18 protein-coding genes are annotated in these 18,343 nt (G+C 66.6%); 5 read left to right on the top strand and 13 right to left on the bottom strand.

Translation table 11 applies throughout. The features are described 5' to 3' along the window. Window positions 1–11 precede the first annotated feature (11 nt). The 6 genes from BLT16_RS08320 to BLT16_RS08295 all read right to left on the bottom strand — a co-directional run bounded on the left by BLT16_RS08320 (window position 12) and on the right by BLT16_RS08295 (window position 4,390). Window positions 12–899 (bottom strand): cell envelope integrity TolA family protein, encoded by an 888-nt coding sequence (locus tag BLT16_RS08320; protein ID WP_089658062.1) that lies wholly within the window; start codon window positions 897–899, stop codon window positions 12–14. A gap of 10 nt (window positions 900–909) precedes the next feature. Beyond that, the gene (gene gshB / locus BLT16_RS08315; RefSeq protein WP_089658061.1) at window positions 910–1,866 is read right to left on the bottom strand and encodes a glutathione synthase; all 957 of its coding nucleotides are present in this window, start codon (window positions 1,864–1,866) and stop codon (window positions 910–912) included. A gap of 76 nt (window positions 1,867–1,942) precedes the next feature. Further along, complete coding sequence (locus BLT16_RS08310; protein WP_089658060.1) at window positions 1,943–2,626, bottom strand: CvfB family protein; 684 nt, start codon at window positions 2,624–2,626, stop codon at window positions 1,943–1,945. Then, window positions 2,616–3,365 carry a 16S rRNA (uracil(1498)-N(3))-methyltransferase gene (locus tag BLT16_RS08305; protein WP_089658059.1) on the bottom strand — a complete coding sequence of 250 codons (750 nt, stop codon included), beginning with the start codon at window positions 3,363–3,365 and terminating at the stop codon, window positions 2,616–2,618. The genes BLT16_RS08310 and BLT16_RS08305 overlap by 11 nt, the downstream gene beginning before the upstream one ends. A gap of 38 nt (window positions 3,366–3,403) precedes the next feature. Continuing rightward, entirely contained in the window at window positions 3,404–3,919 is a 516-nt protein-coding gene (gene secB / locus BLT16_RS08300; RefSeq protein WP_089658058.1) for a protein-export chaperone SecB, read from the bottom strand. A gap of 48 nt (window positions 3,920–3,967) precedes the next feature. Continuing rightward, a complete protein-coding gene (locus BLT16_RS08295) occupies window positions 3,968–4,390 on the bottom strand; it encodes a rhodanese-like domain-containing protein (RefSeq protein ID WP_089658057.1) in 423 nt (140 codons plus the stop codon). A gap of 407 nt (window positions 4,391–4,797) precedes the next feature. On the opposite strand from BLT16_RS08295, the gene gpmI reads away from it, so the two are divergent. The 3 genes from gpmI to BLT16_RS08280 all read left to right on the top strand — a co-directional run bounded on the left by gpmI (window position 4,798) and on the right by BLT16_RS08280 (window position 8,926). After that, complete coding sequence (gene gpmI, locus BLT16_RS08290; protein WP_089658056.1) at window positions 4,798–6,363, top strand: 2,3-bisphosphoglycerate-independent phosphoglycerate mutase; 1,566 nt, start codon at window positions 4,798–4,800, stop codon at window positions 6,361–6,363. 8 nt (window positions 6,364–6,371) lie between these two features. Continuing rightward, window positions 6,372–7,526: a murein hydrolase activator EnvC family protein gene (locus BLT16_RS08285; protein WP_245701531.1), complete on the top strand. Its 1,155-nt coding sequence runs from the start codon at window positions 6,372–6,374 to the stop codon at window positions 7,524–7,526. Window positions 7,527–7,636: 110 nt separating this feature from the next. Then, window positions 7,637–8,926 (top strand): S41 family peptidase, encoded by a 1,290-nt coding sequence (locus BLT16_RS08280; RefSeq protein ID WP_089658054.1) that lies wholly within the window; start codon window positions 7,637–7,639, stop codon window positions 8,924–8,926. 69 nt (window positions 8,927–8,995) lie between these two features. Here the strand turns inward: BLT16_RS08280 and BLT16_RS08275 are convergent, their stop codons facing one another. From BLT16_RS08275 to BLT16_RS08255, 5 genes are read right to left on the bottom strand one after another with little or no spacing between them, the layout of a single operon-like run. Beyond that, window positions 8,996–9,733, bottom strand: a complete 738-nt coding sequence (locus tag BLT16_RS08275; protein ID WP_089658053.1) for an MBL fold metallo-hydrolase — start codon at window positions 9,731–9,733, stop codon at window positions 8,996–8,998. After that, window positions 9,730–10,785, bottom strand: coding sequence for an ABC transporter ATP-binding protein (locus tag BLT16_RS08270; RefSeq protein ID WP_089658052.1), 1,056 nt, complete (start codon window positions 10,783–10,785; stop codon window positions 9,730–9,732). The genes BLT16_RS08275 and BLT16_RS08270 overlap by 4 nt, the downstream gene beginning before the upstream one ends. Further along, the gene (locus BLT16_RS08265; protein WP_089658051.1) at window positions 10,782–11,552 is read right to left on the bottom strand and encodes an ABC transporter permease; all 771 of its coding nucleotides are present in this window, start codon (window positions 11,550–11,552) and stop codon (window positions 10,782–10,784) included. Before BLT16_RS08265 ends, BLT16_RS08270 begins: the two co-directional genes overlap by 4 nt. Before the next feature lie 2 nt (window positions 11,553–11,554). Further along, window positions 11,555–12,403 (bottom strand): ABC transporter permease, encoded by an 849-nt coding sequence (locus tag BLT16_RS08260; protein WP_089658050.1) that lies wholly within the window; start codon window positions 12,401–12,403, stop codon window positions 11,555–11,557. 2 nt (window positions 12,404–12,405) lie between these two features. Further along, window positions 12,406–13,479, bottom strand: coding sequence for an extracellular solute-binding protein (locus tag BLT16_RS08255; protein WP_089658049.1), 1,074 nt, complete (start codon window positions 13,477–13,479; stop codon window positions 12,406–12,408). Between the two features lie 124 nt (window positions 13,480–13,603). Between BLT16_RS08255 and BLT16_RS08250 the strand changes: the two genes are divergently transcribed. Further along, entirely contained in the window at window positions 13,604–14,236 is a 633-nt protein-coding gene (locus BLT16_RS08250) for a TetR/AcrR family transcriptional regulator (RefSeq protein ID WP_089658048.1), read from the top strand. A 12-nt stretch (window positions 14,237–14,248) separates the two neighbouring features. Here BLT16_RS08250 and BLT16_RS08245 read toward each other — a convergent pair whose 3' ends face one another. Further along, entirely contained in the window at window positions 14,249–15,463 is a 1,215-nt protein-coding gene (locus BLT16_RS08245) for a UbiH/UbiF/VisC/COQ6 family ubiquinone biosynthesis hydroxylase (protein WP_089658047.1), read from the bottom strand. A 201-nt stretch (window positions 15,464–15,664) separates the two neighbouring features. Here BLT16_RS08245 and BLT16_RS08240 point away from each other — a divergent pair, with 201 nt between their 5' ends. Continuing rightward, window positions 15,665–17,047, top strand: a complete 1,383-nt coding sequence (locus BLT16_RS08240) for a uracil-xanthine permease family protein (RefSeq protein ID WP_089658046.1) — start codon at window positions 15,665–15,667, stop codon at window positions 17,045–17,047. 56 nt (window positions 17,048–17,103) lie between these two features. Here BLT16_RS08240 and ubiH read toward each other — a convergent pair whose 3' ends face one another. Next, complete coding sequence (ubiH, locus tag BLT16_RS08235) at window positions 17,104–18,318, bottom strand: 2-octaprenyl-6-methoxyphenyl hydroxylase (protein WP_089658045.1); 1,215 nt, start codon at window positions 18,316–18,318, stop codon at window positions 17,104–17,106. Window positions 18,319–18,343 lie beyond the last annotated feature (25 nt).

The following is an 18,343-nucleotide window of genomic DNA, read 5'->3' as shown; positions in this document are numbered from 1 at the left end:
CGGTCCTGCCCTCATTGCACGCCGATATGATTGCCTTTCCCGAAGCGCCAGACACGGGTAATCGACAGACTGTCGAGCGCCCCCAGAGCGTCGTCGAAGGGCGGGTAGGGAGCCGCGCCGCGCACGGTTGCCAACGCCACCCGATCGAGTTCGGGATGTGGCGACGATTGTACCACCTCTGACTGGCGGAGCTGACCATCACGGCCGATCACCACGCGGATCCGCAGCTCGCCATCAAGATGCGGCGGCGCTGGATAGTCGCGATTACCGTAGGTCTCGATGCGTCGCGTCCAGGCCTCGATATAGCGCGCCTCGGCGGCCTCGCGGGCGGCCTGGCGAGCGTCTCCCGCCTGCTCGGCGGCCAGCGTGGCGGCCTCACCTTGCTGGCGCTGGCTCAGCGCCGCCTGGCCAAGCAGATCGCGACTATCACGCGCGCCCGCATGAGCCTCGGGCCGTGGATCGGCCAGGGCCGGCACTTGCGCCAGCGCTGGATCGACACGGGTCGGGCTCGACGCTCCCTCGCTGGCGCTGACCACCGCCGTCAGCGGTGCCGCTGGCGTGGCAGCAAGGTCAGGCGTCAACTCGCCGGCCTCGACGGCGGGGGCCGTAAGCGCCTGGTCGGCGGCAGCCAGGCTGGCCGCCGCCGCGCTGGCGTGGGTGTCACCGCGTGCCTGCTGGTCGGCCTCGGCGATGCTGTCGCTGTCCACCGGCTCGCGGTCCGGCTGGCTGACCAGCACCACGTCGATGCTTGTGCGTTCTACCACCTCGGGACTCAGCGTCCAGCTTGCCACCCCCCCCAGGACCGCCAGGTGCAGCACGATCGCCAGCGCCCAGGCCAGCCAACGCCGATAGGCGCGGGTGACCGGAGCATAGTCGATGGCATCGCCGACGCTGGCCACGAGGGTCGCCTCAGCCTAGCCGCCGCAGGATGGCGTCCATGAGCAGCCCGGCGATGTCGGTACCGCGCTGGTCGTCGATCTCGCGCACGCAGGTCGGGCTGGTGACGTTGATCTCGGTGATGTAGTCACCGATCACGTCGAGGCCAACGAACAGCAGTCCCTTGTCGCGGATCATCGGCTGAACCTGTTCGATCAGCCAGTGATCGCGGGCGGTCAGCTCGCGGCTGACGCCGGTGCCGCCGGCGGCCAGATTGCCGCGGGTCTCGCCGGCCATCGGCACCCGCGCCAGGCCGAACGGGACCGGTTCGCCGTCGACCAGCAGGATGCGGGTGTCACCGTCACGGATCTCAGGGATATAGCGCTGAGCCATGATCTGGCGCTGACCGCGCTCGGTGAGGGTCTCGATGATGGCGCCGAGATTGCGGCCCTCGGACTGGACGTGGAAGATGCCACTACCACCCATGCCATCCAGCGGCTTGAAGATCACGTCGCCATGCTCAGCGTGGAAGGCGCGCAGCACCGGCTCGCTGCACGATACCAGGGTCGGCGTGCAGCACTGCGGGAACTGCTGGGCGAAGAGTTTCTCGTTGCACTCCAGCAGCGCGCGGGTCGGATTGACCACCAACACACCCTCACGCTCGGCGAAGCCGAGCAGGTGCACGGCATTGAGAAAGTGGGCATCCACCGGCGGATCCTTGCGCATCAGGATCACGTCGAGCTCGGCCAGCGGCCGCGCGGCTGGCGCGCCCAGATCGAACCAGTGCTGGGGGTCGCGATGCACGTAAAGCTCGGACTGCCGGGCATAGGCGCGGCCGTCCTGCAGGAACAGATCCTCCTGCTCCATGTAGACGAGCGACCAACCGCGGTCCTGAATCGCCCACAGCATCGCCATGGTGGTGTCTTTCTTGAAGGCGATATCGGCAATGGAGTCCATCACCACGCCAACCCTGAGTGCGCGCTTGCTCATCGAGGGGTATCCATGCAGTCAACTGATAGTGGACGCAGTATGACCCAGCGCCTCTATCGAGACCAAGCCGGGGCAGTCACTCCACGCGGCGGGCGCTCGGCACCAAGCGAATGCCGCCCTCCTCGATGACGATCAAGCGGCGCTTGTAGAGCCGCCCGATGGCCTGCTTGAAGGCACTCTTGCTGACCCCCAGGCGCGCCTTGATCTCCGGCGCCGGGCTCTTGTCGGCCAGCGCCAGGTAGCCACCGCTTTCGCGCAGCGCCTTGAGCACCGCCTCACCTACCACGTCTAGCTTGGCTTCGCCCGGCGGCAGCAGCGACAGGTCCAGGCGACCGTCGTCGCGTACCCGCTTCACGTAGCCGACCAGGCGCTGGCCGCGACGCGGTGCACGGGGCAAGTCGTCGTGATAGAGCAGGCCCCAGTAGCGGTGGTTGACCACCGCCTTGACGCCCAGGTCGGTCCGGTCTTCGACCACCAGGGCCACTTCATCTCCCGGCGCCAGCCCCTCGGCGGCGTCGATGATGAAGCGATCGAGCCGCTGCGAGGCCACCGGACGGCCCTGCTGATCCTGATAGATCATCACCAGCACCCGCTTGCCCACATCGGGGCGGAAGCGCTGCTCGCCGAACGGCAGCAGCAGATCCTTGGGCTGGCCCCAGGCCAGAAAGGCCCCGGTGGCGTTGACTGTGACCACCTCCAGATAGGCCACCTCGCCGACGCGGGGTAGCGGCGAGGGACGCTTGGCGGTATCAGTGATCATGCTCAGACTCCTGATCGAGATCCCCGAACCGATACTGCAGCAGCGTCAGCGCCACCACCGGAGCGGTCTCGGTGCGCAGGATACGCGGGCCGAGGGTGAGGGGGGAGAAGCCGGCGTGCCGGGCGGCATCGACCTCGGCTGGGGAGAGGCCACCTTCGGGGCCAATCAGCAGGGCGACCGAAGCAGCGGCCTCGGTGCTCTCGAAGGCGCCGTCGGTAGCCGGGTGCAGCACCAGGCGCAGCGCCTCATCACGGGCCGCCAGCCAGTCGCCGAGCGGCTGCGGCGGGTGCACCGGCGGCACGCTGGCACGGCCGCATTGCTCACAGGCACTGACCGCCACCGCCTGCCAGTGGGCGAGCTTCTTGGCTTCGCGCTCGCCCTTGAGGCGCACGTCGCCGTGCTCGGTATACAGCGGGGTAATGGCGGCCACCCCCAGCTCGACGGCCTTCTGGATGGCGTAGTCCATGCGGTCACCCTTGGAGATCGCCTGGCCCAGATGGACCACCAGTGGCGACTCACTGCGCCCGGGGGCAACGGCCTCGACGCGCGCTACCACCCGCTTGCGTTCGGCTTCGACCAGCACCGCGTCGGCTTCCTGGCCGCGCCCGTCGAACAGCGCCAGCCGCTCGCCGGGGCGCATGCGCAACACGCGGCCGACGTGGCGCGCCGCGCCCTCGGGCAGAACGACGTCGCCGCCGACACTGAAGTCGGCGGCGACGTGGATGCGCGGGCCGCTCAACGAGGCGCTCCGCAGGTCACGAGCAGGTGCATAGGCCCTTACTGCGTGGTTTCGCTGGCCTGTTGGGCCTCGCGCTTCTTCTTCTGGGCGTAGATCGCTTCGAAGTTGACCGGCGCCAGCATCAGCGGCGGGAAGCCACCGCGGTTGACCAGATTGTCGATGCATTCACGAGCATAAGGGAACAGCATATTGGGGCAGAAGGCGCCCAGGGTATGCTCGAGTTGCTGCCCTTCGATGCCGGCGATACGAAACAGGCCGGCCTGCTCGATCTCGGCCAGGAACGAGGTGTTCTCGGTCTCGCTGTGCTTGACCTCAGCGGTAACCTTGACCACGACTTCGTACAGATCATCGCCAATCTGGCTGCTCGAGGTGTTGAGATCGAGGCTGACCTTGGGCTTGAACGGCTGCTGAAACACCGCCGGCGCATTGGGCGACTCGAAGGAGATGTCCTTGACGTAAATGCGCTGCAGGGAGAACTTCAGCTGGGGCTTTTCCTGTTCGCCGGCAGCGCCCTGGGGGTTGCTGGCTGCGGGCTGATTGTTGTCTTCCGCCATGAGATAGGTCCTTGACGTCTGTTGCGTGTGAAAAGTGAGTAGCGCTGGTTACTTCTTGACCACCGGCATGCCGTCGGCCTGCCACTGAGTCATGCCACCCTTGAGCTTGAAGGCGCGTTCGAAGCCGGCCTTCTCCAGCTTGGCCTGGGCGGCACCGGATGACTGGCCGTGCTTGCAGACCACGATGATCGGCTTGTCCTTCGACTTTTCCAACTCGCTGATGCGGTTGTCGAGCTTGCTCTGGGGGATGTTGCGTGCCCCGGCAATGTGCCCGGCCTTGAAGTCATTGGCTTCACGGATATCGACCACCACGGCGTCCTCGCGGTTGATCAGCTGGGTCGCCTCGCTGGCCGAGACGCCGCTCTTGCTGCTGCCTCTCACCTCATAGGCGATCCAGGCGGTAAGCACCAACAGGAACGCCCCCACCAGCAGCGGGTGGTTCTGCACGAATTCGAAGAGCTGGTCGATCATGGGTCCGGATAACTCTTGTTGGGTAACGGTAGCGCCGAGCGGCGCCCAGTATACACAAGCTGCAAGATAACGTCTGTGCAGGGCGGCGCCGACGCCAGGGCTTTAGCAGCTAGCAGCACCGCTCGGGGTGGTCGCGGTTGCACACCCAAGCGAAGGACGCCGGGGGCAGGCCGAAGAGGAGGTGTCGATGCCATGGATGGCATCGGTAGCGCCCATGGATGGTTCACAGCGCCTCCTCGCAGGCCTGTCGACGGATCAGTCCGAGCGAGACCGCTTCCCGTAATAGCCCTGCCGCCAGGCTGACGCCCGACGCGGCTGTGCGATATGATGCCCCAAGGAGCCGTGAGTCGCGACCCCGGGACGCCATATCGCCACCGGGCCACGACCTTATCAATGAGGCCAATTGCATGTCTGATGCCACCCCGCGCCCCGTGGCGCTGATCATCCTCGATGGCTACGGCCACAACGAGGCCCTCGAGGCCAACGCCGTCGCCGCCGCCGATACCCCGGTGATGGACCGCCTGCAGCGCGATTGCCCCAGCAGCCTGATCCACACCGACGGCCAGTACGTCGGCCTGCCCGAAGGCCAGATGGGCAACTCCGAGGTCGGCCACATGAACCTCGGCGCCGGGCGCATCGTCTACCAGGACTTCACCCGCATTACCAAGGCCATCGAGGACGGCGACCTCGACCATAACGCCGCCCTGACCCATCCCATCGACGACGCCGTTGAGTCCCGGCGCGCGGTGCACCTGCTCGGCCTGCTATCGCCGGGTGGCGTGCACAGCCACGAGGACCATATCATCGCCATGGCCGAGCTGGCGGCACGGCGCGGCGCCCAGCGCATCTACGTGCACGCCTTCCTCGACGGCCGCGACATGCCGCCCAAGAGCGCCCTGGCCTCCATCGAGCGCGTCAACGAACGGCTCTCCGAGCTGGTCGGCGCCGATAATGGCTTTATCGCCTCGGTGATCGGCCGCTACTACGCCATGGACCGCGACAATCGCTGGGATCGCGTCGAGAAAGCCTACCGCCTGATCACCGAAGGCGTTGGCGAATTCGACGCGGTGAGCGCCGAGGTCGCACTGCGCGAAGCCTATCAGCGCAACGAGACCGACGAGTTCGTCAGTGCCACCAGCGTGCGCCCCGACAATGCGGCGGTGGTCATCGAAGACGGCGACGCGGCAATCTTCATGAACTTCCGCGCCGACCGCGCCCGCGAGCTGACACGCGCCTTCGTCGAGGACGGCTTCGACGGCTTCGAACGACGCACCCGGCCACGGCTCGCCGGCGATGGCCTGGTGATGCTGACCCAGTACGCCGCCGACATCCCGGCGCCGGCGGCCTTTCCGCCCGTAGCGCTGACCAACACCCTGGGCGAGGTGGTTGCCAACCGCGGCCTGACCCAGCTGCGCATCGCCGAGACCGAGAAGTACCCCCACGTGACCTTCTTCTTCTCCGGCGGCCAGGAGGCCGAATACCCCGGCGAGACCCGCATCCTGGTGCCATCACCACGGGACGTGAAGACCTACGACGAAAAGCCCGAGATGAGCGCCTATGAGGTCACCGACAAACTGGTTGCCGCCATCGAGTCCGGCGCCCATGACCTGATCATCTGCAACTACGCCAACGGTGATATGGTCGGTCATACTGGCGACTTCGACGCCGCGGTCAAGGCCATCGAGACAGTAGATGTGTGCCTGGGCCGGGTGGTCGACGCCATCCAGCGCGCCGGTGGCGCCTGCCTGGTCACTGCCGACCACGGCAATGCCGAGCAGATGGTCAACCCCGAAACCGGCAATCCGCATACCGCCCATACCACTTTCGAGGTGCCGCTGGTCTACGTCGGCTCGCGCTCCGTTCGTCTGCAGGACGACGGTAGCCTATGCGATCTGGCCCCAACGCTGCTGGCGATGATGGGCGAAGCGGTCCCCGAGGAGATGACCGGCCGCGTGCTGATCGACGATGCATGAGGCCTAGCATGCGTCGCAGCCTCCGGTACGGCCCGGCGGCCCTCGCCGTCGGGCTGCTACTCAGCCTGCCGCTAGCGGGCCATGCCAGCGAGGACCGCGAGCGCCGCGCCGAGGAGCGTCTGGACGCCATTGGTAGCGAGATCCAGGCGGTGTCGCGGCGCCTTGAAACGACCCGCGAGGACCGCGACGACGCCGACCGTGCGCTACGCGAGGTGGAGACCGCGCTGGCCGACACCCACCGCCGCCTGGATACCCTCCAGGCCGAGCGCCGCGAGGTGGCCGACGAGATCGACGAACTCGAGCGGCAGCGCGGCGTGTTGGAGGCCGAGCGCGACGCCCAGCTCGAGGCCCTCGCCACCCAGCTCGAGGCGCTCTATCGGCTGGGTCACACCCCGCAGCTCAAGCTACTGCTCAATCAGGATGACCCGGCACGCCTCGACCGCCTGCAGACCTACCTCAACCACCTGAGCCGCGCGCGCAACGAACGCCTCGATGCCATCGCCGCCCTCGATGAGCGCCTGGTCGAAAACCAGGCCTCTCTGGATGCCCGCGACGCCGAGCTGGCTGCACTGGGCGACGAGCTGGCCGAACGCAGCGCCGACCTGGCCGAGCAGATGCAGGAACGCGAAGCGCTGGTGGCCTCGCTGGATGCACGTTACGCCAGCGAGCAGCAACGCCTCGACGGCCTCGATCGCGACCGCGACGACGCCGAGCGAGTGCTGCAGCAGGTCCGCGAGGAGATGGCACGACTCTCGGAGCCGCCGCCTTCCACCGCCATCGCCGAGACTCAGGGCGACCTGCCCTGGCCGGTACAGGGGTCGGTGACCTCGAGTTTCGGCCGCGGTGACGGCATCAGCCGCAACGGCATGCTGATCCAGGCCGGCGAAGGCACCCCGGTCACGGCCGTGCACAGTGGCCGAGTGGTATTCGCCGACTGGATGCGCGGCTTCGGTAATCTGCTGATCGTCGACCACGGCGATCAGGTCATGACCCTGCATGCCCACCTGCAGCACTTCTCCGCCGAGGTCGGCAGCGCCGTGTCGCGGGGTGACGTACTGGGTGCGGTCGGCAACAGCGGCGGCCAGGGCCGCAGCGCGCTCTACTTCGAAGTGCGGCGTAACGGCGAGCCGATCGATCCTCAAGGCTGGATCGCACAACGCTGAGGAAATGTGGTCATAAGGCCACTATGGATTCACCGACGGCGCAGCGGCTATGCTGGGCATCTCCATCGGCGTGCGCTGGTGCCGTCTCTTACCTGCGGATCGGAGTCATCATGCTCGACACTGCTTGCAAACCCCTGATCGCCCTGGCCGCCTCGCTGGCGCTGCTGGCGATGCCCCTGCACGCCACGGCGGCCAACAGCACGCCGGTCAATGAGCTGCCGGTCGAGGATGTTCAGACCTTTGCCGAGATCTTCGAGCGCATCAAGCGCGCCTATGTCGACGAGGTCGACGACAGCACCCTGCTGCGCAACGCCATGCGCGGGATGCTCAGCGAGCTCGACCCGCACTCGGCCTACCTCGACCAGGACGAGTTCCGCTCTCTGCGCGAATCGACCCAGGGCGAGTTTGGCGGTATCGGCATCGAAGTCGGCATGGAAGATGGCCAACTGACGGTGATCACCCCCATCGACGACACTCCTGCGTCTCGCGCCGGCCTGCAGTCCCGCGACCTGATCATGCGCGTCGAGGGCCAGTCCACCGATCGCATGTCGCTGCAGGAGGCGGTCAACCTGATGCGCGGCGAGCCCGGCACCGACCTCGAGATCACCATCCAGCGTCGCGGCGAGGACAGCCCCCGCGAGATCACCCTGACCCGCGAGGTGATTCGCAGCGAGAGCGTGCGCAGTGAACTGCTCGAGCCCGGCTACGGCTACCTGCGGGTCAGCCAGTTCCAGAACCGCACCGGTGATCAAGTGCGCCAGGCGCTGTCCCGTATGGAGGCCGACGCCCCCCTTGACGGCCTGGTGCTCGACCTCCGCAACAACCCCGGCGGCGTACTCCAGGCCGCGGTGGCAGTCTCCGACGCCTTCCTCGACAGCGGCCTGATCGTTTATACCGAGGGTCGTCTGGCCGACAGCGAGCTCAGCTTCTCCGCCAACCGCGACACCGCCGCTCCGGACGTACCGCTGGTGGTCCTGATCAACGGCGGCAGCGCCTCGGCGGCGGAGATCGTCGCCGGCGCCCTGCAGGATCAGCGCCGCGCCGTGGTGATGGGCACCGAGAGCTTCGGCAAGGGCTCGGTGCAGCAGGTCATGCCGCTGGGCAACGGCGACGGCCTCAAGCTGACCACCGCGCTCTACTACACCCCCAACGGCCGCTCGATTCAGGCCCAGGGCATCGTGCCCGACGTAGAAGTAGTGCGCGGACGGCTGGAAGTGACCGAGAGCAGCCGCCAGCTGCGTGAATCTGACCTCGAGGGGCACCTTCGCTCGCGGGAAGAGACGCGCGAACCTGGTACCAGCAGTAGCGAACGGCTGCGCGATGACTACCAGCTCAACGAAGCACTCAACCTGCTCAAGGCGCTCAACGTGGTGGGCCACCGCCGCTCCGCGGCAGGCTAAGCCGCAACGACATCAGGGCTTGGCGGTGAGCCGCCAAGCCCTGACCTCATCGCATCGAGGCTGCCTATATCAGCGGCAGCCCTCTTTGCCTTCCAGCCAGGCATGGATAATCTGGCGGTGCCGCTCACGCCCGTAGCTGGGGAAGTGGCCGCCGTGGACCACCCTCAGTGGCAGATCGTACAACCGCCGCATCGAGCGCTCGTAGTCGGCGGCGTTGGCGTGGTAGGTATCCTCGATCAGCGGCCCGTCGTAGACGATATCGCCGGTAAACAGGATGCCGCTGCGCGCCTCCCACAGGGCGATCCCGCCGGGGGAGTGGCCCGGCGTATGGATTACCTCGAAGACCCGGTCGCCGAGATCTATGACGTCACCGTCCTCCACCTGTCGGGTGGCGGGGGCCGCCTTGACGGCGTAGGTGGTGGCCGCAAAGGGCAGCGGCGGCAGCCGGTCAAAGATCGCCTCGCTGACATAGGGGTCGGCCAGGGTCGCGCGCCGCCCAGGGCTGGCGAGGATATCCGCCTCGGCGCGGTGCACCACCCTGTCCTCGAACTCGTGATGACAGCCGATATGGTCGAAATGGGTATGGCTGGCCACCGCGGTCAAGGGCCGTTCGGTGACCAGCGGCACCCACTCGCGCAGCGACACCACGCCCATGCCGCTATCGACCAGCATGTCGCGATCGCGGCCGCGCACGTGCCAGATATTGCAGCGATAGAAGGCCTGGATAAAGGGCTCTTCGATGTGCGTGACGTCGTCACCCACCGTCTGCGTGGCATACCACTCCTCGGGACGGGCACGCTGGCTCATGACGACACCTCTTCGGCGGCGAAAACACTCAGTTGAGCCGGATCCACCGACAGCGCCAGCCTGGCCCCGGGCTGCGGCTGCACCTCTGGCGGCAGGTGGGCAATCAGGGTGGTGGCGGCCTCATCTTCACAGTGTAGGTGGCAGCGGAAGTGGGTGCCGAAGAAGGCGCTGTCGCCGACGCGGGCACTGCCCAGCGCCCAGCCCTCGGTCCCGCTGCGAATCTGCTCCGGGCGCAGGCAGACGGTAAAGGGCCCGTCGCCGATCAGCGCCTGCGGAGGCGCGAGGTGGCCAAACGGCGTCTCCAGCCCGTGTTCACCACGCGTGGCGGGTAGGCGGTTGGTCTCGCCCATGAAGTTGGCGGCGAACAGGCTGGCGGGGCGCTGATAGACCCGCGTTGGCGGCCCCACGTCCTCGATACGGCCGCGATTCATCACCACGATGCGGTCGGCGATGGCCATCGCCTCCTCCTGATCGTGGGTGACGTGAATGAAGGTGGTACCGAACTCGCGCTGCAGACTCTTGAGCTCATCCTGCATGGTGCGGCGCAGCTTGAGGTCCAGCGCTCCCAGCGGCTCATCCAGCAGCAGCACGTCCGGCTCTACCGCCAGGGCGCGTGCCAACGCCACCCGCTGGCGCTGACCGCCGGACAACTCATGGGGGCGCTTGCCAGCATCGCCGTGCAGCCCTACGAGCTCGAGCAGCCGCTCGGCGCGGGCGTGGCGCTCGCGCCGCGCCATGCCACGCATGCGCAGCCCGAAGGCAACGTTGTCGCGCAGGGTCATATGCGGGAACAGCGCATAGTCCTGAAACATGGTGGTGGTGGGTCGCTTGGCCGGCGCCACGCCGGTCATGTCGCGACCGCCGATCTTCACCGCGCCCTGGGTCGGCACGATAAAGCCGCCGAGGATCGACAGCAGCGTGGTCTTGCCGCAGCCCGACGGGCCGAGCAGCACGATGTACTCGCCCGCGGCGATCTCCAGGTCGATATCGTGCAGGGCGCGAAAGTCCTGGAAATCGTGGCACAGCGACGCGATGGTAATGGGTGCGGTCATGGGCGGCGTCTTCCGAAGATGAACAGTTCGAGTAGCAGCACGATGGCGGCCGAGCCAAGGAACACGATGCTGCCGATGGCATTGGTCTTCGACGAGAGCCCCGAGCGCAGCAGGCTCCAGATCTCCACCGGCAGGGTCACCTCGAAGCGGGTGAGCAGGAAGGCGATCACGAACTCATCCCAGCTCAGGGTCATGGCCAGGAAGAATGCCGCCAGGATCGCCGGCGCCAGCATCGGCACCGTGACCAGGGTGATCACCCGCGCCTCGCCGGCGCCGAGATCGCGGGCGGCGCGCTCGATATTCTGCTGCTGGGCGCCCATCGAGGCGTAGATGATCGCAAAGCACAGCGGCAGGTTGATCACCACATGGCCGATGCCCGCCGCCCACAGCGACAGGCCGATGCCGAGCTGGTTGAAGACGATCAGCAGGCCCAGGCCGACGATCAGGTAGCTGACCGTCATCGGTGCAATCAACAGCCCGCGCAGCCACAGCGACCCCGGCAGCACGTGGCGCGCCAGACCGTAGGCGGCCAGAAAGCCCAGCACGCAGGCGGTCAGCGACGAGCCCACCGCCACCATCAGCGAGTGGCCAAGCGCCGCCATCAGCCGTCGATCGCCGAGCACCTCGCCATACCAGCGCAGGGTCGGCCCCTCGAAGGGCGGTAGCGGCAGGCTGCCGTCCTTGAACGAGAACAACACCAGCGAGGCCACCGGCAGGTAGATGAAGGCAAAGGCCAGCAACAGATATCCCCACTGCAGTCTACGCATGATCACACCCTGTCCAGTCGCAGCCAGCGTGCGCTGGCCAAATAGGCGAGTGTCACCAGCCCCATCAGCACGATGGACAGCGCCGCGGCCAGCGGGAAGTCGCCGCGCCGCCCCAACTGCACCATGATCACCTGGGGCACCGTCAGTTCATTGTTGCCGCCGAGAATCTGCGGCGTGATGTAGTCACCGATGCACAGCACGAAGGTCAGGAAGGCGCCCACCATGATGCCCGGCAGGGTCAGCGGCAGAATCACGTGGCGAAACGCCTGCCAGCCGCTGGCGCCGAGATCGGTCGCCGCACGTCGATAGTTGGGCGACAGCTGGACCAGATTGGCGAAAATCGTCAGCGTCAGCAGCATCACGAAGAAGTGCACGAAGCCAGTCACGGTGGCGAAACGTGTGCTGGCCATCTGCAGCGGCTCGGCGATCACCCCCAGCGACATCAGGGCATTATTGACGATGCCCTCGCGGGACAGCACCAGCAGCCAAGAGTAGGAGCGCACCACATAGGAGGTCCAGAACGGCAGGATCGCCAGCAGCAGCACCAGCCGCTGCCAGCGCGGCGGCACCCGGAAGGCGATGATCCAGGCCAGCGGATAGGCCAGCAGGATCGAGATCAGCGTCACCGTCAGGGTGATCTGCAGCGAGACGATAATGGCACCGGACAGGAACGACTGACCGAACAGCCGGCGGTAGTTGGCGAGGTCGAGGCCCCAGATCAGCTCACGGCCTTCCAGGGTCGCCAGGCTCATCGCCACCATAATGGCGAAGGGAGCGACGAAGAAGGCCAGCGTCCAGAACAGGGCCGGGGTGACGAAACCCCAGCCGCGAAGCGTGTTGGATATCGCCATGATCAGTGCTGCAGCATCTCGAGCCACAGATCCTGCATCTGGCCGTCGAGCTGCGCACCCGGTGCCGGATAGAGCTGGCTGCGCGACAGGTAGTCGTCCTGCTCGTCCCAGCGCAGCACCGCCCTCTGCTCATCGCTGAGCAGCTCACCGGCACGCTGGTTGGCGGGCATGCCCCAGAAGCACGACGAGGTCGCCAGCGCCGCCTGGCCTTCCGCGCTGACGACGTACTTGACGAACTCCACTGCCAGATCCTGGTTCTGGCTCTCCTCGAGCACGGCGATGGACTGCGACCAGCGCACCGCGCCCTGCTCGGGAATCGTCCAGGTCAGCTCGGGCTGCTCCTCGGCCAGTACCGCGGTCAGCCATTCACCGCCGCCGACGATGATGTCCGCCTCACCGGTAGCCAGCGCGGTCTGGCTCGCCACCACCTCGCCTACCGACCGCGACGCCGCCTTCATCTTGAACAGCTCGTCACGAATCGCCGGCAGGTCGTCGGCGGTGAGATCCGAGGTGTCCAGCCCCAGTCCCACCGCGACCAGGCCGATCACCGGCAGGTAGTAGTCGTAGATCGCGAGGCGTGCACCGCTCTCGCCGGACCAGATCGCCAGCAGATCATCGAGGTCGGCAGGATCGACCCGGTCGGCATTGTAGGAGATGGTGTTATAGCCGAACTTCTCGGTCACCGCATAGGTCGTGCCGTCGACGCTATTACTGGAGGCCATCACCACCTCGGGGAAGAAGTCGTCGGTGGGCAGTTCATCATCCGGCAATGCGGCCAGCAGGCCCGCCTCGACGGCGCGCGGCACATCGATGGTATCGATGACCAGCACGTCCCAGTCGCCGGGGCGTGACTGCTCGAGCATGGCGAAGGCGGCACCGGTGCCCTCATACTCGCGCAGGTTGACGGTGACGCCATGGGCCTCTTCGAAGGGTTCGATCAGCGCGGCATCGGTGTGATCGCACCACACCAGGGCATTGAGCGTATCCTGGGCCTGAGCCTGGGCGGGGAGTGCCGCCAGACCGAGCAGAGCACAGGCGGGCAGGCCAGCGGCCTGTGTCAAACGGATCTTGTTCATCTTGTTGTCTCCCGGGGAGTGGGCAGCACCGACAACGGGCGGTCGGCTCAAAAAAATATTGAACAGGTTCAAGTTTAACGTCAATAATATTTTTAAACGCTATTCATCACCCGGGAGAAGGTGAGTGACGGGACTTCGCACACGCCAGAAAGCCGACCGCAAACGCCGGATCCTTGCGGCGTCCACGCAGCTGTTTCGCAGCAGCGGCTACCGCCATGTGCGTATCGAGGACATCGCCGAGATCGCCGAGGTATCGGTAGGTACGGTCTACAACTACTACACCACCAAGGGCGATATCCTGATCGCCATCGTCGCCATGGAGGTGGAAGAGGTGCTCGCCGCCGGTGAGACGCTGCTGGCCACCCCCCCGGCGGGAATGCGCGAGGCCCTGCAGGCATTGATCAGCCACTACTACAATCACTCGCTCAACTACCTCAGCAAGGAGATGTGGCGAGCGGCCATGGCGCTATCCATCGAGGCGCCACTGACGCCTAACGGGGTGCTCTATCATCAGCTCGATGAGCGCCTGCGCGCCCAGGTCCAGGCGCTGCTCGCCAGCGGGCAGGCTCAAGGAGAGATCGATGCGCAGATGGATACCGACGCGCTGGGCGACCTGCTGTTCAACAGCCTCAACATGATGTTCGTGGAGTTCGTCAGCGACGATGCCATGACCCTGAAGGCACTCAACGCGCGCCTGTCACGCCAGCTCGATGCCATGACACAGGTCTGGACCTCGGCCGCTCAGGTCCCGGCGTAGCGAGCACGTGATTCAGCGACATGCCAACGGCAGGCGGCCACGTTCGCCGATGGCCTGGCGCATCATCAGCCGCTTGAGCGGGGTCAGCCGGTGGACGCCTGAAAGGCCGACGTTGCGGGCCAGGGTCAGCGCCGGGTGGCGTGTGCCGAACAGCAGCCGAAAGCCATCCATCAGCGCCAGCATGGCGGCGTTGTCGCCACGCCGCCGTCGCGCATAGCGCGACAGGATGCGCGGGTCACCGAGTGCCGCGCCGCGCCGCTGCGCCTCGGTCAGCTCCTCGGCGAGGACTGCGGCGTCCATCAGGCCCAGATTGACGCCCTGGCCGGCCAGTGGGTGAATGCTGTGCGCGGCGTCGCCGATCAGCGCCAGACCAGGCAGCACGTAGTCGCGGGCATGACGCTGCACCAGCGGGATAGCGATGGCATCATCGATGACCTCGACATCCCCCAGTCGTCCCTCGAAGGCCTCATGCAGCGCCAGCGACAGTGCAGGGCGAGACAGACCGGCCAGCCGCTCGGCCTCATCCGGCGACGTCGACCAGACGATCGAGCAGTAGTGGGGCTCACCCTCGAGGGTCAAAGGCAGAAAGGCCAGCGGGCCGCTAGGCAAGAACACCTGGCGTGCGACCCCGGCGTGGCTGCGTTCGACCCGCACCGTGGTGACCAGCGCGTGCTGGCCGGTGTCCGCCTCGCGGGTCTCGATACCGGCCATCCCTCGCAGCGGCGAGCGCGCACCATCAGCGGCCACCACCAGCGGCGCCTCGAGCGTCTCGCCACCCTCGAGCGTCAGGCGGCTACCCGAGACGCCATGAACCAGGCCAACGGCCCGGGCCGCGTAGCGCTGGGTGACGCTGGGCAATTCGGCCAGACGCGCTTCGAGGGCCGCCAACACCACCTCGTTCTCGACGATATGGCCCAACTGCGGCACGCCGGCCTGATCGGCGCTGAAGCGAATCTCGCCGCTGCCCTCGCCATCCCACACCTGCATACCGGCGTAGGGTGTGATCCTCGCCAGCCGCGGCCATACCTCAAGTCCTTCCAGCAGGCGCTGTGACACGGGTGTCAGGGCGCTGACGCGCGGCGAGGGCGTATCGCTCGGCACATAGGGCTGCGTCAGCGGCGCGGGACGCCCGTCGACGACCGTCACCGTCAGCCCGGCCTGACCCAGTAGCGCCGCCAGGCTGGCCCCCACCATGCCGCCACCGACGATGATCACATGCGCCTGCATGGGCGTCTCCTCAACTCCTGAGTGATGTCGACGAGTATCTCACGCCGGCGCAGCGCACTCGAGTCAGCGCTGCGCAACACACAAAATGGGTGGAAATGTTTTTCATAGACGTCTATTTTGTGTACACAATAACCGGGTGTGATGTGCTCAATGTCACCCCATCTGCGGTATACAAAAATAATGCACAGTAGAGGCTATCCCATGAGTAACCCCGAACAGGGCCAGCGGCCCTCGCGCACCATCAATCAGGATCCCGAGGCCATGCCGCCGCTCGGCAAGGCAATTCCCCTAGGTATTCAGCACATCATGGCGATGTTCGCCGGCAACGTGACGCCGCCCATCATCATCGCCGGCGTGATCGGTGCCACCACCGGCGAACAGATCTTCCTGATACAGGTTGCTCTCTTCGTGGCCGGTATCGCCACCCTGGTCCAGACCATTGGCATGGGACCCATCGGCGCCCGCCTGCCCATCGTCCAGGGCACCAGCTTCGGCTTCCTGCCGGTGGCCCTGCCCCTGGCTGGCACCTTCGGCTTGCCCGCCGTGCTTGGTGCCTCGCTGGTGGCCGGACTCCTGCAGGTGGGCCTAGGGGCCTTCCTCAAGAAGATCCGCCACTGGTTCTCGCCGGTGGTGACCGGCATCGTGGTGCTGTTGATCGGCATTACGCTGATGCCGGTGGGCCTCAACTACGCCGCCGGCGGCGTCGGCAGCGACAACTTTGCTTCCCCCACCAACCTGGGCCTGGCCTTCTTCGTGCTGGTGGTCACCATCGGCGTACACCAGTTCGGCCGCGGCTTCCTCAAGGCGGCCTCCATTCTGGTGGGCCTGGCCAGCGGCTATATCCTGGCGATCCTGCTCGGCATGGTGGACTTCGCCAGCGTCGGCGACGCCGCCTGGTTCTCCATTCCTAAGCCCCTCCAGTACGGCCTGGAATTCCAGCTGACTGCCATCATCGGCATGACCCTGATCATGTTCGTGGTGGGGCTGGAGACCATTGGCAATATCTCCGCCATCACCATCGGCGGCGCCGGCCGCCAGGCCAAGGATCGCGAGCTCTCCGGTGGCGTCATGGCCGACGGCGTGGCCACCTCCTTCGCCGCGCTGTTCAACACCCTGCCCAACACCGCCTACGCCCAGAACGTCGGCCTGATCACGCTGACCGGGGTCGTCAGCCGCCACGTGGTGACCATCGGCGGTATCCTGCTGATCTGCATGGGCCTGTTCCCCAAGCTCGGCGGCCTGGTGGCGGCCATGCCCCACGCCGTACTGGGCGGTGCCGGGGTCGTGATGTTCGGCATGATCGCCTCGGCGGGACTCAAGATCATCCAGGAGTGCGAACTCGACCAGCGCGCCATGCTGATTATCGCCGTGGCACTCAGTCTGGGCATCGGCCTACCGGCGGTGGAAGCGATCTCCGAGACCATGCCCGGGCAAGCTGGACTGCTGCTCAAGTCGGGCCTGGTGCCGGCGGCAGTAGCCGCCCTGGTGCTGGACGCCATTCTGCCCGGAAAACCCGGCCGCCAGCAGCCTAGCGCCGATGAGGCAGTGGCCAGCAAGAGCGAGGACGCCAAGTCCAACGTCTGAACGCAGCACGCTCTGGCGCGGCGCCCCGGCGGGAAATCCACCGGGGCGCCGCGCCGTTAGCGCTCCAGTCCCATCGCTCGCCGCGCCAGGGTGCGGCGCAGTGGTCCCACCAGGTTGAGGCCCACCAGCCCCGCCGCGCGAGCGTGGGAGAGCCAACCGTTGTCGATGCCGAACAGTCGGATCAGGCCATCGCTGAAGCGAATCACGTTGTGGCGATCAGCGCCGCGGCGGCGTTCGAGGTCGGCCAGGGTTTCGGCACTGCCCAGCCCCGCACCGCGCTGCTGAGCCGCCTCCAGCGCCGCGACCAGATCCATGACCCCGCGCAGTGCCAGATTGAAGCCCTGGCCGGCTACCGGATGCAGCGCATGAGCGGCGTTGCCCAGCACCACTAACCCCGGGCGAGTCGGCTCCTTGGCAGTGACCAGCGAAAGCGGGTAGCAGTGGCGCGTGCCGACGCGCCGGAAACGGCCGGCGCGGTCACCGAAGGCCCATTGTAGCCGCGCCAGAAAATCGCCGTCGCCAAGCGCCAGTGTCTGCGCTTCGCTGCCGGCACGGTGCGTCCAGATCAATTCCATCCGCTGCCCGGGGAGTGGCAATAGCGCCAGCGGGCCATCCGCCGTGAAGCGCTCGTAGGCCATACCGTTGTGCGGCCGACTGACTTCCAGGTTGGCGATCAGCGCTACCTGGTCATAAGGCGTCGCCTGGCTGGCGATCCCCAGCTGCTCCTTGAGCCCCGAGCGACCGCCGTCGGCCAACACCGTCAGCTCAGCTTCGAGCGTCTCGCCATCCGACAGCGCTAGACGATGCCCGCCCGGGTGCGCTTCGATACTCTCGACCCGCGCCGGGCAGTGCCAATCGAGCCTCAACCCAGCCAACCGCTGGTGCAGCACCTGCCCCAGCCAGGCATTGGGTATCACATGCCCCAGTGCTGACACCCCCAGCTCAGTGGCGCTGAGTCGGGTCACGCCCAGCCGCCCTCGCTCACTGACATGAATGGTACGAATCGGCTCGGCCTGCTCGGCCAGCTGCGGCCATAGTCCAAGCCGTGCGAAGTGCTGGCACGAGCCCTGGGCGATGGCGCTGGCGCGCGCATCGAAACTGGGTTGCACCTGCTGAGCGGCGTCTATACTCGTGGGCAAGGGACTCGGCTCGATCACCGCTACCTTGAGTCCCCGGCCCTCGATCAGCGGCGCCAAAGCCGCCGCCAGGCTGGCCCCCACCAGCCCGCCGCCAACGATGGCGATATCCACCCGTGAGACGTTTTGTGTCATGCGTAGCGCACCTCGCCAATATTAC

The sequence above is a fragment of the Franzmannia pantelleriensis genome, from assembly GCF_900102875.1.
Classification (GTDB): Bacteria; Pseudomonadota; Gammaproteobacteria; order Pseudomonadales; family Halomonadaceae; genus Franzmannia; species Franzmannia pantelleriensis.
Note: the sequence above shows the minus strand (reverse complement) of the source record. Positions and strands in the feature narration are given on the sequence as shown.

Coding starts and splice junctions, on each gene's coding strand:
- BLT16_RS08285 (WP_245701531.1), top strand. CDS start 6,372: ATGCGTCGCAGCCTCCGGTACGGCCCGGCGGCCCTCGCCGTCGGGCTG.
- BLT16_RS08280 (WP_089658054.1), top strand. CDS start 7,637: ATGCTCGACACTGCTTGCAAACCCCTGATCGCCCTGGCCGCCTCGCTG.
- BLT16_RS08255 (WP_089658049.1), bottom strand. CDS start 13,479: ATGAACAAGATCCGTTTGACACAGGCCGCTGGCCTGCCCGCCTGTGCT.
- gpmI (WP_089658056.1), top strand. CDS start 4,798: ATGTCTGATGCCACCCCGCGCCCCGTGGCGCTGATCATCCTCGATGGC.
- BLT16_RS08275 (WP_089658053.1), bottom strand. CDS start 9,733: ATGAGCCAGCGTGCCCGTCCCGAGGAGTGGTATGCCACGCAGACGGTG.
- BLT16_RS08295 (WP_089658057.1), bottom strand. CDS start 4,390: ATGATCGACCAGCTCTTCGAATTCGTGCAGAACCACCCGCTGCTGGTG.
- BLT16_RS08260 (WP_089658050.1), bottom strand. CDS start 12,403: ATGGCGATATCCAACACGCTTCGCGGCTGGGGTTTCGTCACCCCGGCC.
- secB (WP_089658058.1), bottom strand. CDS start 3,919: ATGGCGGAAGACAACAATCAGCCCGCAGCCAGCAACCCCCAGGGCGCT.
- BLT16_RS08265 (WP_089658051.1), bottom strand. CDS start 11,552: ATGCGTAGACTGCAGTGGGGATATCTGTTGCTGGCCTTTGCCTTCATC.
- BLT16_RS08270 (WP_089658052.1), bottom strand. CDS start 10,785: ATGACCGCACCCATTACCATCGCGTCGCTGTGCCACGATTTCCAGGAC.
- gshB (WP_089658061.1), bottom strand. CDS start 1,866: ATGAGCAAGCGCGCACTCAGGGTTGGCGTGGTGATGGACTCCATTGCC.
- BLT16_RS08245 (WP_089658047.1), bottom strand. CDS start 15,463: ATGCAGGCGCATGTGATCATCGTCGGTGGCGGCATGGTGGGGGCCAGC.
- ubiH (WP_089658045.1), bottom strand. CDS start 18,318: ATGACACAAAACGTCTCACGGGTGGATATCGCCATCGTTGGCGGCGGG.
- BLT16_RS08310 (WP_089658060.1), bottom strand. CDS start 2,626: ATGATCACTGATACCGCCAAGCGTCCCTCGCCGCTACCCCGCGTCGGC.
- BLT16_RS08240 (WP_089658046.1), top strand. CDS start 15,665: ATGAGTAACCCCGAACAGGGCCAGCGGCCCTCGCGCACCATCAATCAG.